At 42.9% G+C, this 15,523-nt stretch carries 14 protein-coding genes; 8 read left to right on the forward strand and 6 right to left on the reverse strand.

Annotated elements, in window-relative coordinates:
- Positions 1-126: 126 nt before the first annotated feature.
- Complete coding sequence (locus MTF70_RS03750; protein WP_042521502.1) at positions 127-1,185, reverse strand: porin; 1,059 nt, start codon at positions 1,183-1,185, stop codon at positions 127-129.
- 609 nt (positions 1,186-1,794) lie between these two features.
- Between MTF70_RS03750 and MTF70_RS03755 the strand changes: the two genes are divergently transcribed.
- The 3 genes from MTF70_RS03755 to MTF70_RS03765 all read left to right on the forward strand — a co-directional run bounded on the left by MTF70_RS03755 (position 1,795) and on the right by MTF70_RS03765 (position 4,746).
- Positions 1,795-2,766 (forward strand): porin, encoded by a 972-nt coding sequence (locus MTF70_RS03755; protein WP_005375535.1) that lies wholly within the window; start codon positions 1,795-1,797, stop codon positions 2,764-2,766.
- A gap of 464 nt (positions 2,767-3,230) precedes the next feature.
- The gene (locus tag MTF70_RS03760) at positions 3,231-4,088 is read left to right on the forward strand and encodes a DMT family transporter (RefSeq protein WP_005375542.1); all 858 of its coding nucleotides are present in this window, start codon (positions 3,231-3,233) and stop codon (positions 4,086-4,088) included.
- Positions 4,089-4,131: 43 nt separating this feature from the next.
- Positions 4,132-4,746: a glutaredoxin gene (locus MTF70_RS03765; protein WP_005385185.1), complete on the forward strand. Its 615-nt coding sequence runs from the start codon at positions 4,132-4,134 to the stop codon at positions 4,744-4,746.
- A gap of 127 nt (positions 4,747-4,873) precedes the next feature.
- Here the strand turns inward: MTF70_RS03765 and MTF70_RS24340 are convergent, their stop codons facing one another.
- The 3 genes from MTF70_RS24340 to MTF70_RS03775 form a co-directional block, all read right to left on the reverse strand.
- On the reverse strand, positions 4,874-5,008 hold the full coding sequence (locus tag MTF70_RS24340; protein ID WP_017635854.1) for a hypothetical protein: 135 nt from the start codon (positions 5,006-5,008) through the stop codon (positions 4,874-4,876).
- A 133-nt stretch (positions 5,009-5,141) separates the two neighbouring features.
- Positions 5,142-5,489 (reverse strand): hypothetical protein, encoded by a 348-nt coding sequence (locus MTF70_RS03770; protein WP_005375501.1) that lies wholly within the window; start codon positions 5,487-5,489, stop codon positions 5,142-5,144.
- A gap of 176 nt (positions 5,490-5,665) precedes the next feature.
- Positions 5,666-6,859, reverse strand: coding sequence for a multidrug effflux MFS transporter (locus MTF70_RS03775; protein ID WP_031780949.1), 1,194 nt, complete (start codon positions 6,857-6,859; stop codon positions 5,666-5,668).
- Between the two features lie 105 nt (positions 6,860-6,964).
- On the opposite strand from MTF70_RS03775, the gene MTF70_RS03780 reads away from it, so the two are divergent.
- Together MTF70_RS03780 and MTF70_RS03785 are read left to right on the forward strand one after the other, a co-directional pair.
- Entirely contained in the window at positions 6,965-7,852 is an 888-nt protein-coding gene (locus MTF70_RS03780) for a LysR family transcriptional regulator (protein ID WP_005385181.1), read from the forward strand.
- Positions 7,853-8,035: 183 nt separating this feature from the next.
- Positions 8,036-9,856, forward strand: a complete 1,821-nt coding sequence (locus tag MTF70_RS03785) for a GGDEF domain-containing phosphodiesterase (protein ID WP_205461312.1) — start codon at positions 8,036-8,038, stop codon at positions 9,854-9,856.
- Positions 9,857-9,962: 106 nt separating this feature from the next.
- On the opposite strand, the gene MTF70_RS03790 is transcribed toward MTF70_RS03785, so the two are convergent.
- Positions 9,963-11,246, reverse strand: a complete 1,284-nt coding sequence (locus tag MTF70_RS03790; RefSeq protein ID WP_205461309.1) for a peptidoglycan DD-metalloendopeptidase family protein — start codon at positions 11,244-11,246, stop codon at positions 9,963-9,965.
- A gap of 124 nt (positions 11,247-11,370) precedes the next feature.
- Positions 11,371-12,000, reverse strand: a complete 630-nt coding sequence (locus tag MTF70_RS03795; protein WP_054865857.1) for a hypothetical protein — start codon at positions 11,998-12,000, stop codon at positions 11,371-11,373.
- Between the two features lie 200 nt (positions 12,001-12,200).
- Here MTF70_RS03795 and MTF70_RS03800 point away from each other — a divergent pair, with 200 nt between their 5' ends.
- The 3 genes from MTF70_RS03800 (at position 12,201) to MTF70_RS03810 (ending at position 15,247) form a co-directional block, all read left to right on the forward strand.
- Entirely contained in the window at positions 12,201-12,602 is a 402-nt protein-coding gene (locus MTF70_RS03800; RefSeq protein WP_017635849.1) for a GFA family protein, read from the forward strand.
- A gap of 153 nt (positions 12,603-12,755) precedes the next feature.
- Entirely contained in the window at positions 12,756-13,427 is a 672-nt protein-coding gene (locus MTF70_RS03805) for a YoaK family protein (RefSeq protein WP_005375484.1), read from the forward strand.
- Positions 13,428-13,882: 455 nt separating this feature from the next.
- Positions 13,883-15,247: a YjiH family protein gene (locus MTF70_RS03810; RefSeq protein ID WP_005385171.1), complete on the forward strand. Its 1,365-nt coding sequence runs from the start codon at positions 13,883-13,885 to the stop codon at positions 15,245-15,247.
- The last annotated feature ends 276 nt before the right edge of the window (positions 15,248-15,523 follow it).

Below are 15,523 nucleotides of genomic sequence, written 5' to 3' on the forward strand. Positions count from 1 at the left end.
ACCCCGTTTTGAGTTTTGTATCATCTAATTGAAACAGCAAAGTATTTGTAAAACAAATAGACAAAAAAGCCAGCACGAGGCTGGCTTTAGATCAATGAGCTGAATAATAGTTCTCGCTAAATCCTATTATAGGTAGTAACGAGCACCTAACGCCCATTTGTCATCAGTTTCACGACCATTGTCGTCATTTAGGTCAAACTGGTAACCCGCGTAACCAACAAATTTAGGCGTGAAGTTGTATTCTGCTTGTAGTGCCATTTCTTCACGAGCAGTTTCTGTTTTAGAGCTCTTAAACTCTTTACCTTCCACCATCTCATAGTTAACACTCAAGTTTAGGCTGTTTGCTAGAGCGTATGCGATGATCGCTTCGTACGCATCACTTTCTTCTAAACGGTCGCCTTTTGCACTGAAGTTCATGTTTTCGTTTGAACCATAAACCGCAGCAAGGAATAGGCCTTGGCCGTACGCACCGTAAGATGCTGATACAACGTGTGATTCCGCCGTGTGCTTACCTGCATATGCAGGGTGCTGGAAATCGCCGCCATTGTAAGAGTAACCGATTTTAGCGCCCATGATTGAGTAAGAAAGCGCAGCTTGCACACGGTCATCGTATTTAGCACCGCCAGTTATAACTCCAGCATCGTTGCGCGTGTAATCATCGTTTGCACCCTGCCAACCAAGACCAAAGTTGATCACACCCGCTTCACCCAGCTCGATGGCATTACGGTAAGAAAGCATTTTATCCGCACGGCCAGTGCCAAGGTTTCCATGATCGTCATAGATGAAGTCGTTGGCAAACGCGATTGGCATATCTGCAATACCTGCGACATCGTAGTAAGGTGACCATTGCGTACCACCTACTGCACGACCATAAACCTCATGTGTTATACCTAAGTAACCTAGACGAGTTTTAAACGACTCTTCACCACCGTCTAAGTAGTTTAGCGCCCATTCACCACGTGCGTCTGCGGTGAAGCCATTACCCAAATCCTGTGTCGCAGAGATATTGATACGAGGAGAGTTAGTACCCACATCCGTGTCACCTTGCTCTGATCCATTTAAATTAACAGAAACGTGGCCGCCCATGGAAAATGTTGTGCCATCGTTATTATATAGTTCCACTGCAACTGCTTGAGTACCGAAGGTTGCTGCCGCGATTGCCGCTGCTAATAATTTTTTATTCATTTCTAAATCCATTACTTATTAGTTGGTTAGTCAGTTTTAGACCCGGCTTTGGTTCACTTTCGTAAAAACGAAATGATGAACAAAGAGAGGAATACAAAGGCTATCCGAGGCATCGTTTCCACCAGATTACTTTTACCTTTGTGTAACAACTGCCGACACTTTATTTGATTAGTTCCTGACAACCGAGTGAAAAGATCTCAGACAAAACCTAAAAAGCAATCGTTTACTTAGTCTTTAAGAAATCGAGAAATAAAAACCTTACAATAAGAAATGCTTTAGAGAGAGTTAGCTCACAAATAGCTGATGATTCGCTATTTTTAGGCCAAACTTCCCTGCCAAATTGAAATGTTTACTTACATTTAGGGTCAAGAAGCAATTCAGGAACTTTTTGAAAAAAACACAGACTTTAACGGAGAGGAAAAAACCTCAAAAAAGATAAACCTTTCTTTTTATAAGTGGTATGAGAAGGGGAACTTATTCTTTCCAGCAATAAAAGTGCAATCAAATCATAACTTAACAGAAATCTATCTTTCATTTTCAGCCTTTACCTTAGCGTCATCAACACATCGGGCAAGAAAGCCCATCGATTACAACTAGGGTAATAAGAAAATGAAAAAGGCAGCACTAACTACTGCAATTCTTACAGCATTGGTATCAGCACCATCATTCGCAGCAACTGTATACAAAAACGACGGTACTGAATTAAAAGTTGGCGGCCGCGTTGAGTTTCGTGGTGACTTCATCGGTTCAGACGGTGCTGAAGTTGAAGGTTCTATGGAAGATAAAAGCCGTGCTCGTCTTAACCTAAAAGGTAAAACAGACATCGGCAACGGCCTTTCTGCTTTCGGTGTTTACGAAGCCGAACAAAAAACGGGCAAGAGTGAATTCAAAAACCGCTACATGTATGCAGGCGTCGACTCTGATATCGGTGCTTTCTCTGTAGGTCGTCAAGACATGGCTGCAGTCATCATCTCTGACATGACGGATATCACTGAATTCTCTGGTGTTCAGCAAGTTATTGATTCGTCTTCTGATAAGCAAGACAGCGTTTTCGCATACCGTGGTGCGTTTGATGCACTACAACTTCAAGCAACCTACCAAGCAAACTCTAGCGATAACGAAGATAAATACGGCATCTCTGGAATGTACTCACTACCAATGGGCCTCGACTTTGGTCTTGCATACTCTGGTGGCGATGTAGATAAAGATAACTCTGAAGATCAAATTCTAGGTGGTATCGCTTACTCGATGGACAACCTTTACCTAGCAGGTACTTATTCTCAAGGTTCCCTGACTGACTCTGAAGACTTTACGGCTTACGAGCTAGTCGCAAGCTACAAAGTAGCAAGCAAAGTGACACTTGCAGCTCTATACACAGCTCAAGAGAATGATCCAGACAACGGTTCAAAGTACGACACCGTTGAAGGTATCGAGCTTGTTGGTTACTACAAACTAAACAGCAACTTCCGTACTTACCTGTCTTACTACATCAACCAACTTGATGAAGCAAAAGATGCAACAACAGGTCTAGTAACAGAAGGCGAAGATACACTGCGCCTAGGCGTACGTTACGATTTCTAATTCACTCTTGTCCTAAGAGCGAGTCCACTTGGCCAGCACCTTTGCTGGCCATTTTTTATTTAACCCAACACAACTCGATAAGTTTTCACACTATCGAAGCATCGCTCAGCAATGAAAAACGAGCGTAACGACGCCTACTTCTGCCCTCTTTTAATGCGATTGATCACTAAGTTAGTGCATTTCATCTAATCGACAACATAGAAAAACCAAAAAACCATTTAAAATCAAATATATAAAAGTTGGCACGTGTTCTGCAATATTATTTATGCAAATGCATGGCAGCGTTTGTGCTTCTCGTTCTTTGTACCTGTTATAACAGGCACGTCCTTTGAATTGGTAATGTCGCCTCCCTCTGGGAGGCATTTTTTTATTGGCGCGAAAAACAATAGGACGTATGATCCCGCCACCTCTATCAAACTGGAATTTTTCAATTGAATCATCATCCTGTTCAAGGTGCGTCCTGGATGCTAACAGCTGGCTTGGCATTCGCCATAGTGAACAGCTTCGCCCAAATTGCTAGCATCAACTTTGGTGTCTCCTCCACCACATTTGCGTTATTCCAATATGCAATCGCCTTATTTGTTATTCTGCCCTACCTACGTACACTTGGGATTAGACGTTCTTTAAGAACCCAACACTTTGGCTGGCATGCATTCCGCATTTTTCTCTCTGTTATCGGGATTCAACTTTGGTTATGGGCTCTCGCTTACCCAGTTCCAATTTGGCAAGGTATTGCACTTCTCATGACCTCCCCGTTATTTGCCACAGTTGGTTCTGGCTTGTTACTCAAAGAGAAAGTAGGTACTGCACGCTGGTTAGCGACATTGACGGGGTTTGTTGGTGCCATGATCATTCTTGAGCCTTGGGCAGACTCATTTACATGGGCGACCCTGCTCCCTGTTGGCGCCGCATTTTTCTGGGCAGCGTATTCATTAATGGTAAAAAAAATGTCGGTAAACGATCCGCCATCAACCATGGTTGTCTATTTATTGCTGCTGATAACACCATTTAATATCTTGTTAGCGATACCGACGTTTACTATGCCAGATACGTGGACGATATGGGGTGTGCTTTTAGCCGCAGGTGCACTTACAGCACTCGCTCAATGGGCTATCGTTAAAGCATATGCAGTAGCAGACGCCTCATTTGTGCAACCATTTGATCACGCCAAACTGCCTTTGAATGTTGTTGCTGGTTGGTTGGTGTTTGGTTGGGTGCCACCTGGTCGTTTATGGTTAGGTGCTGCGATTATTATTGCATCTATTGCGTTTATTACGCATTGGGAAGCGAAAAAGACAAAGTTAGTTGAAAGAAAAATCTAATTTAAAAGTTCTATATTTTCAGGAAAGGAAATGAGGAACCCATATGAGTCAACCAATCAAAATTACACTGTATCGCTGGGCTGGTAGTTGGGGCCCATTCAAAGTCAATATTCCTTGTGGTGAATGTACATTAACCAAAGATATTTTAAAGGATACTTTTGAAAACGAACTAGCCGATGTGCCCGTTGAACTTGAAGTAAAAGATTGGTTATCGCACTGGTGGGAACCATTAAAAGCTGGTGCTTGGCATGCACCCATTCTTCTTGTCGAAGGGAAAGTTATCAGCCAAGGAGAAGCATTGAATCGGGGTGTGCTTGTACAGTCTGTTATTGCTGAGTGGGTAAAACGCGATGAGCTAAAAGGCAACATTGTTTATGGTAAAGCAACTTGCCCTTACTGTGTCAAAGCCAAACAATTACTTGACGAGGCTGGCGTTCAGTATGAGTACCATGATGTAGTTAAAGACAGCGCCGCCTTATACCGCATGATTCCTGAAGTAAAAGCCATCATTGGCGAAAAAACACCGGTGACAGTGCCGCAAATCTGGTTAGATGGAAAATATATTGGAGGCGCTGACGATTTAGAAAAGTGGTTATCAGCAAAGGGGCTAGATAAAGTGCCTAACAATGTTGTGGAGATACCAAGCCAATCCGCGTAATTCTAGATTTAAATGTCATCAGTCTTTGAGTAGCGTTTTGCCAATGTTGTGCAATATGTTGGCTACTTACTAACAACAAAACAGAGAAAAGCAAAAAGCCCTGATTTTTCAATCAGGGCTTTTTAAATTATTTCGCCAGTTTTTTAATAACACGAGCAAAAACAGAAGCTTTTTTCTTCTTCGCTTTACCGTAAAGCGCTTTGTGCATCGCGTCTTTTGCAATCATCTGGCCAATATAAGCACCACCAAGTTCGTTACCCATGACCTTCTCCTGAATGTATTGACTTAACTATGTTGTAATTTTACACCACAATTAGATAAAAACAAGACTCCAGTCACATTTGTTTTGTAATTAACTTTCAGTTTGATTTTCGTGGATTTCTTGAAATGAGCGTCTATCGCTTAGGTTGTTGGTATGTTTTACCCGCTGCGACGTACGTATCTTTCTGTTTGATTTCAAAGAATGTTTCAAAGAACCACGCAGCAAACTTGATCAAGTGATCGCCTTCATTCATGACGTGCTCTACGTATTCTTGCTCTTCTCCGGACTCATCTTCTTGAGTGGTAATATGGTAAATACGTTTCTCACCATCAACTTCTGCAAGGCCAAACTGACCCGTTAGGGATTGCGCCGCTTGTGCAACTTCTTCTTCCTCACACGCCTTCAAGATTTCAAGTGCCTTTGGCATGCTTTCTTGCTGAGTAATTTCTTTTACCAGTGTTTCAAATTCGTTTTGTTGCATTCTTTCACCTAACGATTAGAGATCGGATAGCCATTGGGCAGAAATGTATTCCAAGCTTGAGAGAAGTATCAAGGTTCGCCCTCTTCCTTTCAAACCAAGTCATTCAGTATACACAACAAGCCAGACTTAATTTAGCTGCGCATTTTAGAAAGCCGACCTTCTGGTTGCAAGTATATTCAGATGGAAGTTTCTGCTTGAACCGTCCCTTCTGGCACTTTACGAAATTGGCTTAGTACAAGAACAAAGCAAGAAAGTAACGCAATAAACAAATAAAACACCCCAAGCTGCTGCTGATTCGTAACCCATGAGTCTACTAAGTACCCACCAAACAAACCTGCTAAACACATTTGAATAGAACCAGATAGCGCAGAAACCGCGCCTGCCTGTTGCTTATGTGGTGAAAGTAGCAAACTGATCGATACCGGGAATGACATTCCTTGAGCAAAACTTAAACACGTGAATGCCACTAGTAATGAAAATACACTGAAGGGGGTAACCAACAACATGAAGCCAGCAATAGCAACAATCGCGAAACTCATCAGCAAGATTTGCTGAGCTTTGTAACGAGCGTTGATCAAATTCAGCACTAAGCTACCCGTCAGCAAACCAACTGATGGTATGATCATTAAAGAGCCGTAATCTGCCGCCGTTAATCCTAACTCTTGTTGCATTAAAAATGGATACAAGGAGAGCGTAACCAGAGCCGATAAATAACTAAGCCAGTTGTAGCTCGCACTACCAATCACTTGTGTATTCGTTAACAGACGCAAATAGTTCGCGCTTACTTCGCCTACTTTAAATTTTCTCTTCGGATAAGGCAGCGTTTCTGGCAGCACCAATAAACCAAGTGTAAAAATTGCCATTAAGTAAATCAGCACAAACACGAAGACAGCATGCCAACTCAGGTGAAAAGCAATCCAGCCACCAAACAGCGGAGCAATAATTGGCATCACTGAAGCAGTGACTGAAATATAAGATAGCGCTTTGGTTAATTGCATACCGTCATAACTATCACGCAGTACTGACCGACCAAGTACCGAAGCGCTGCCCGCTCCTAGGCCTTGCAGTAACCGTCCCGCTTCAAGGGCAACAATGTTGTCCGAAAACGCGATGCAAATAACCGTACCAACTAGATATACACTTTGCCCCAGAATAAACACCGGCCGACGACCAATCGCATCAGACAATGGGCCGTAAAAAAGCTGAGAGATACCGAAGCCAACGAGAAACAGCGTGACGAGATTCTGAATCGAATGTTGCGGCAAATTCAAGTCATGGCCAATCAATGGCAAAGAAGGAAGATAAATACTAACGCCAACTTGGCCTGTGGCAATGATCATCATCGCTAATAACAATGGTGTTTTACGCAAACGTTCCTCCTACTTTGTGACAGATTGATGGCAAACAGTGTATATTTGATACTCAAAGATGATAATCAGCTAAGTTGGAAAGGAATTAATTCCCAAGGAGATACAATGGACTGGATTCAAAGCGTGAAGAGTTATATTCGTGTGGTCGAAGAAGGTAGCTTTAATGCAGCAGCGCGGAAACTCAATACCACCAGCTCAGCTATCAGTAAGCGAGTTCAATGGCTAGAAGATAAAATTGGCGTTCAACTACTCAAACGTACGACCCGCTCAATTAGCCAAACTGAAGCTGGTGCGCTGTTTTATCAACGAGCAAAAAGTCAGCTTGATTCATGGCAATCGGTATTAGATGAAACTCGCTCAGTCAACCAATCACCAGCAGGGCTATTAAAAATTGGGGCAACGCTGGCCGTTGGTTCTAAATTTCTAGTTCATTATCTTGATGATTTTCTTGAGAAATATCCAGACATCACACTTCAATTAACAACAACGCTACCAGGCCAATTGCCAGAGCTAAGCTTAGACCTGTTTATTAGCCGGGAATTAGAGCAACTGAACTCTCTAAGTTTCAAAGCCACAGCGCTTTTCGAACATAAAGCACAGTTTTACGCCGCGCCTAGTTACCTAAAAAAATATGGAACACCGCAATGCGTTGAGGATCTGACAGAGCATAATGTCCTGATTTGGGGCGAAAAGCCCTCACGAGAAATCAAAACAAATCGAGGTAAGCGTATCAGCTTGTCCGGTAACTTTGCCACGACCAACCCAGAAGCGCTGTTTCATGGTGCCAAAAGAGGCATGGGTATTTTGATGACGAACAACGTCATGATCAAAGATGATCTCAAATCCGGCGCGTTAGTCCCTATCCTGCCCGATATCACAGCGGATAAAGCCATTGTATATGCCTACTATCCAAAGCTGGATTATCAGCATACCCGGACTAAGCTATTCCTCGATTATCTCAAATCACGATTAGAAGAGGAGAAGCGCACCTAGCTTAGCGTTTTTATGCTTGAATCTTTAAAAGGTTCAAGCATAAAAACATGAAAATAATGATTTGTTCGTTCACAAAATTTGAAAAATCTGCCTTAGTAACCGATAGTTTATTTGATGCATATCAAATAATAATTCGTCGTGTCTTACACGATATGTTAATAACAACGCTAGGTGAAATGCTCAATGGGTCAGGTACAAATCAGTTTCCACAAAATTGATGAGATATTGAAGCTAAACGGCACGGCTCAGCTAAACCGAGTCACGCTAGATATTCATCAACACTTGCAGAGCCATTGCACTTGCGTTGTAGAAGTTGCGCATCTTCAGCATTCGGCTCATACCATTTCCTTCGCCAGCAATGGAAAAATTACAGACAACCTAAGCTACCACCTTTCAGGCACCCCCTGTGAAAAAGTGGCGAAAGACATTGGCGAACATATTTTCTATCAAGACCAGGTATACAAGCGTTTTCCTGAAGATAAGATGTTTCAAGAAGATGGCATTCAAGCTTACATTGGCCTGCCATTGAAGACACAAAATGGCGAAGTTCTGGGAATTTTACTGTCTACCTTTACCCGAAGCATCCACGCGAAAGAAGCGCAAGATATCCTCGACTGCCACCGATTTTATGCCAATGTCATTATTCATAGCTTACGTGAAAAGTGGGTCAGTGAACGTTCAGATAAGCTTCTTAATCAGCTTAGCTATGAGGTATCGCATGATAACCTAACTGGACTGCTCAACCGTAGCTGTTTAGCTGATACCTTGGAGACATTAACGCAGCAGGCGACTCGCCCATTCAGTTTGGCGTATCTTGATATCGATAATTTCAAATCGATCAATGATATCAACGGAAACTATATCGGCGACCAAATCATTAAGTTCACAGCTAACGCCATTCAACAGAGCTTGTCGTCGCCAAACAATGCGTTCCGTGTTGCAGGAGATGAATTCGCCTTCATCACGTACGACGAAGATCCTGTCGCCGTGTGTCAGGAAGTACTCGACAAAATTGAAAGCGGCTACAGCGACAAATCTAACCGGATTTCTTTCACCGTTAGTATTGGTATTGCACGTGCCCCAGTACATATGTTGAACAGCGATGAGCTGATTTTGAATGCCAGTCTCGCTCTCAAAGATTGTAAAAAACACCGCGATACACGGATTCAGCATTACGACACACACCTTAGTGCTTTATACCACCGTAGGACGCAGCTTATTGAGGCAATGCGAATCCAGCTAAGTACTGATATACAAGACAGCGATGAGTTGTATGTAGTGGTTCAACCGATCGTCGATATCACGAGCGACCGCTGGAATTACTTTGAAATTTTGACTCGTTGGAATAGCAATATCTATGGAAATATCTCTCCAGCGGAGTTCATTGAAGCTGCCGAACAATCAGGCCTGATTATCGAGTTAGGTGAACGGATTATTGAACTCGCGTGTATCGCAAAGCAAGAACTCGAAGCGAACCTAGGCTATAAAGTCAAACTCTCCATCAATTGCTCAGCGTATGAGCTGGTTGATTCCAACCGTTATATTAATCACTTAACCAACATGGTTGAAAAGTATCAGCACGAAGCAAAAGACTTTGTTATAGAGCTCACCGAGACCGTCTTACTCTCACAAAGTGGCCGTGAACAGATGGTACTTAACTCGTTGCGATACTTGGGTTTTAAAGTCGCACTGGATGATTTTGGTACGGGATACTCAAGCTTGAACTATATACACAATTATCCGATTGATAGCATCAAAATCGATGCTACCTTTGTGCAGAACATGCTCTCAAATACAACCTCTGAACAAGTAGTGTTTTTGATAGCGCAATTGGCAGAGCTGCTTGATGTGGATTTGATTGCCGAAGGCGTAGAAGACGATAGAGCACTACAAAAGTTAATTGAAATGGGCTGCCACTACATCCAAGGTTATTTTTACTCTCGTCCACACAGTGTTGAAGAGATCGTACACCTGATAAATGAACGTGAAGTGCGGAGTGCCTAACGTACTGAACAGACTGCTGTCATAGAATTCAAATCTAGTTAATGCACAAAGTAAAAGAGACCAAGCTATGCTTAGTCTCTTTTTGTTTTTTAAGCGAAGTACTTTATTACAGCACTGCTTTCTCTTTATCGCGTAATAGTCTATCCATTTCATCTCTGTTCGCGACAAAAGTAGCCATCTCTTTCTTAGGAACAGAACTCGCCATTGGGATATTTGCTCGCATAGCGTTAACTGGACGGCCGTATTCAATCAACTCATAGTGAAGGTGTGGCCCAGTCACTCGACCTGTTTTACCAGAAAGACCGATACGCTGGCCTCGAGAAACCTTTTGCCCTTTCTTCACCAAAATCTTACTTAGGTGTAAGTAACGGGTTTTGTATTTGCTGCCGTGCTCAACAACCACGTAGTTACCCGCATAAGGGTGTTTACGAGTCATGATCACTGTACCATCACCAGTAGAAACGACTGGTGTACCGGTTGGTACAGCAAAGTCAGTGCCGTTGTGCGGCGCAACACGCCCCGTTACTGGATGTAAACGATTAGGATTAAAGCCAGAACTGATACGCCAACGGCTACTTACAGGGTAACGCTGGAATGCGCGCTGTAAGCTTTCACCATTGGCATTGTAGAATTGACCATCAGTATGAAGGTAAGCGGTGATCTCGCGGCCGCGATTATAAATCTTAATCGCCTCAATTTCGTTCTTACCTGTTGGTACACCATTGATGCTTTGTGAGCGACGAACAACTTCAAATCGATCACCTGCACGAAGATCACGTCCAAAGTTAAGTTGTTCTTTGAGTAAGCTTACGACTTGACTCACTTCCGCCGACGTTAAACCTAAACGACTCGCAGAAGAAGAAAAACTGCCTTGAATAACGCCAACTAAAGGTTCTTGGCTCCACACGCCAGGAATGGAAATATCAGTAAAGTCATAGCTACCATCACTATTCAGCTTGTAGACCACTTTATCTGCAATAGAAAATTGCAGTTCCATTTTCGCTAACTCGCCTGTCGCATCATCACGCCAGAAACGGAGCGTATTGCCCGGCTTAAGTGTATCAAGTGCCAAGTAGTTCAAATCCGTTTCCATTACTTTCATTAACGAGCTGTAACCGAAACCGAGCTGACTAAAAATAGTGCTTAGGTTGTCACCTGCTTGGATTTGATATTCGAAGTTCGGGGGAGTGACAACTTCGGCAGTTGTCGCATCAAGAATTTTTTCAACGACCTGAGATTCAGGTAGGTTCAATGCGATGGTTTTGGTTAAAGATGACTCTTTGAGAGAGTGAGAAACACCAATCGCAACTAAAACTGGCAAGGAGTATAACAGCAGCGCTCTACGACTTGTCAGATTCGGCAACCGTCTTGTAATTTCATTTGTAGACACGGGAATTACTATCTCCTTTCAAACAAGGCTCATAGCTTATGCATTCCCGAATAAGAAATCACTAGGAAATTTCGAGATCTAGCGCAGAAAATACTGAATTTTTACAGAACTCAAAAAAAATTCATCACTGTTGCATATGTAAGTTATTCCCTACACGCTGTAATGTGGATGAATTGAATTGATTTGGCGTGTCTGCCATTGCTTGATCATCACCGTGCGCTAAATATGAAAGCGTGATAGTTGTATCACTTTTCCATTCGAGCTGAGTAAATTTCACGCGGTCACCAACAAAAATACTGTCTAAAAGGACAACTCGGCTCGGCACGGGGTCAAACTTGAACAAGCCAACATAGTTAAACGAACCGCTACCTTGTGTCGTTACAATCATCGGTGCAACAACCCATGAAACACCTTCAATCTCACGCTGGCTAATCGACGCAGTTGGAACAAGTACCTGACCTTTTGTCGTACCTGAATCATAGTCACCGATCAAATAGCCGTTTTCTTTATCCCACTCATCAAGAAAAGTGACCGCACCCTGCTCGGGTACTTGGATCGTCCAAGGGTTACGTGCAGTGATCCCAAGCGTCTCTTGCACAATAACGTTAGTTTCTACTTCTGTTTGAGGAAACTTAGCCATGATCTCGTCATCAGACAAACTAAAACGATAAACACCTGCGATCACAACCACAACCAATAAAACGATTGGAATAAGTAGAATAAGTGGTATCGGCAGGATTTTTTTGTGAGTCATGAAGACTTCCTTGTTTCAAGGTATAAACGAAAAGCGAGTATACCATTGTATACCCAAATGATTTCACCTCTTCAAGTGTTTCAAAATTAAACTAAACTGATTGTATCCAAATAGTTTCAAGTCCAGAGCTCATAACGAGCTAGTGACACAAGCTCTGTGCTCTAGGTCTATTGGTGTATTGGGACAAATAGGTAATCACGATGACAAAAACCATTCATACATGCGAGTGCGCCTGCGGTTTAGTTGAGATCCGTTGTAAGGGAGAGCCCACCCACACGTCTGTCTGCCATTGCTTCGAATGCCAAAAACGAACTGGCAGTGTTTTTGGGGTACAAGCTCGCTTTGAAAAAGAGCACGTCACTTTAAACGGTGAAGTCACTAGCTATACCCGAATTGGCGATGATGGCAGTGAGGTTCAGTATGACTTTTGTCCATCCTGCGGCACGACAATGAGGTTGTTCGTTTCTGCATACCCAGAAATCATGATCATTCCCGTCGGTCTATTTACCGATAAAGAGTTCCACCAACCTACGGTTTCAGTCTATGAACAAATGAAACACGGATGGGTGAGTTTCGAATGCACAACGGAACACATCTGCTAGCGAGCAATCCGCGTTCACGTATTTACTTTGGCTCGGACAAACGCCCTATAAGTGAGATTTTTTTGAGAATGATCAATCGAGTTTTACTGTAAAGGGTTTCGTAACTCGGTGTGAGCGTTATAATCGGCTCCTAATATTTGGTGGGGGTTTATTGTGATTTCCAGACTTCCTCGTTGGGTGGAATATGGCGCGTTTCTACTAGCTCTTCTCGCGGGCTGCGTCAACGCCGTTGGTCTTCTCGGCTTTCAACACCAAGCGATAACTCATCTTTCGGGAACCGTAACTCAGCTAGGGAACAGCTTGCTAACAGGTGTGGATAGCTCCATTCACCTGCTCTTCATCGTATTTAGCTTTTTGATTGGCGCTGCCTTTAGCGGCTTTTTTATTGAAAGCAGTGCGTTAAAACTAGGGCGAAGATATGGTGTTGCACTGTGCATAGAAGGGAGCTTGCTCTTACTCAGCTTGGGCTTTTTGGTGCAAGGGGATTTGTACGGCCAATATCTAGCATCAGCAGCATGTGGATTACAAAACGCAATGATCACCACGTTTAGCGGCGCAGTAGTCAGAACCACACATATGACCGGAATCATCACCGATCTAGGGATTATGATTGGAGAGAGCTTGAGAGGTCGTCAATTTGACCGACGTAAAGCAAAATTATTCCTATTCATTTTCTTTGGCTTTTTGTTTGGCGGCGTCGCGGGAGCGGCTCTATTTACGGTATATGGTTTATATACGCTGGTTTTCCCAGCAATATTGGCTTTTTCTACAGCTCTGATTTACTGGAGTTACCTATACATACTTAGCCGTCAACAAAAAGCATAAAATTTCGATCCGATTGAAGCGACATACTTCAATCGGATTTAGCTCAACAGGTTCACACTACCACGGTACAAGAAACGCTGAACGGCATTTTGACACTGCTAAAAACCTTAGAATAGATAAGGCTAACTGAATTTCTGGCTAAGAAGTTAGTCAGATCAAAATCACATTTGTTTACCATTTTATTATTCCAGTCACAATGCGCCCCATAATTCACTGCGCAATTCGCCTCTCGTGCTACAATTTTCTAACACAAGCAACATATTCGCATACACTTAGACGTTATTTGACCAATTACCCGACAAATCGGCTGAATAACTAGATGTATTTAATGAATAGTATTGCAATGGATGCAGTTTGCGGGTACCCTCCGCAAAACTGTGATTAAATACGGATGTTTAGTGAATATTTATGTCATGGAAATGGCAAGTATTGACTAGTAGTAACACGAGACAACTATGCATAACACCACTAATGCTACTGAAGCTCCTAAGGGCAACTTTTGGATGTTTTTCATCCCTTCCCTAATTGGTCTTCTACTCTTTATGGCTCCGATCTCTTACGATGGCGGCCTAACCATTCCCGTTGCAGTGATGGCAAAAGTCATCCCAGCGGTGTTAGGCGATACCTTGATTGCTATCGTCACCAGTATCATCGCTTTCATGGCCGTTGCTTCTGTTCTTTGCAAAATTTTTAAGCCAGCTGCAATTTTACGTAATGGTTTTTTAAACGGTCTCTTCAACCCATCTCCACTTTGGCTCGTTGTTCGTTTAATCGGCGGCGCTGCCGTGTTAATGACGTTTTTCCAAGTGGGTCCAAAAGCAATTTGGGAAGAGAACACTGGCGGGCTTGTTCTTACTGGTCTCCTACCTACTCTGTTTGCCGTTTTCATTTTCGCGGGTTTACTGCTTCCGCTTCTTTTGAACTTCGGTCTTCTGGAGCTATTTGGTGCGTTACTCAGTAAAATAATGCGTCCGGTATTCAACCTACCTGGCCGCAGTGCAATTGACTGTATGGCATCTTGGTTAGGCGACGGAAGTGTTGGTATCTTGCTAACCAGCAAGCAATACGAAAATAAGTTCTATACTCAGCGTGAAGCGGCTGTTGTCGGGACCACTTTCTCAGCAGTATCGATCACGTTTAGCTTAGTTGTTATCGCTCAGGTAAAACTAGAGCACTTATTTTTGCCTTTCTACGGCGCTATCTGTCTAGCTGGTATCGTAGCTGCGATTGTCATTCCTCGCCTGCCTCCGCTTAGTCTGAAGAAAGATCGCTACATTGACGGCAGCAACCCTGATAAAGACGCAGATGCAGTGCCAGAAGGCCACACCACATTCTCTTGGGGTATGGATCTAGCTCTTAAGCGTGCTGGTCAAGTCACATCGGTTCAGTCTGTATTTAAAGAAGGCGTACACAACGCAGTCGACATGGTATTTGGCGTATTACCTGTAGTGATGGGTCTTGGTACCGTTGCATTGGTGATTGCAGAATACACACCTGTATTTGCAATTCTGGGTCAACCGTTTATCCCATACCTAGAGCTACTGCAAGTCCCTGAAGCTGTTGCAGCATCACAGACAATCGTTGTTGGCTTTGCGGATATGTTTATTCCAGCAATTTTAGCGGCCTCAATCGATAACGAAATGACACGTTTTGTTATTGCAGCAATGTCAGTAACTCAGCTTATCTACATGTCGGAAGTAGGTGCCCTACTGTTAGGCAGCAAAATTCCAGTAAACATTGTAGAGCTCTTCGTAATTTTCATTTTACGTACGTTAATCACGTTACCTGTGATTGCTGGCGTTGCTCATCTTATTTTCTAAAATCGAGACGTCAATTAACAAAGGCTCCGCATCGTCGGGGCCTTTTTTATACCTAAAACTCCGTCCACATTAGGCTTTTAGTAAAAAGCTCATAATTTACAAAGACAAAACTTCAACAAAACACCTTTCAGCACCAACAAAATTTTCATCACCTCACCTGTAAAGCCAGTTAATGCCACTGTTTGTTAAGCAATTCTTTTCATTATGACGATTTCATTAATTGAGCTCGCAAACATGATCACACTCACAAGTTTTAACGTAAATTGTCGGTTTGTT

Origin of the sequence: Vibrio sp. 2CM40D (assembly GCF_023161825.1) — a bacterium.
Classification (GTDB): Bacteria; Pseudomonadota; Gammaproteobacteria; order Enterobacterales; family Vibrionaceae; genus Vibrio; species Vibrio alginolyticus.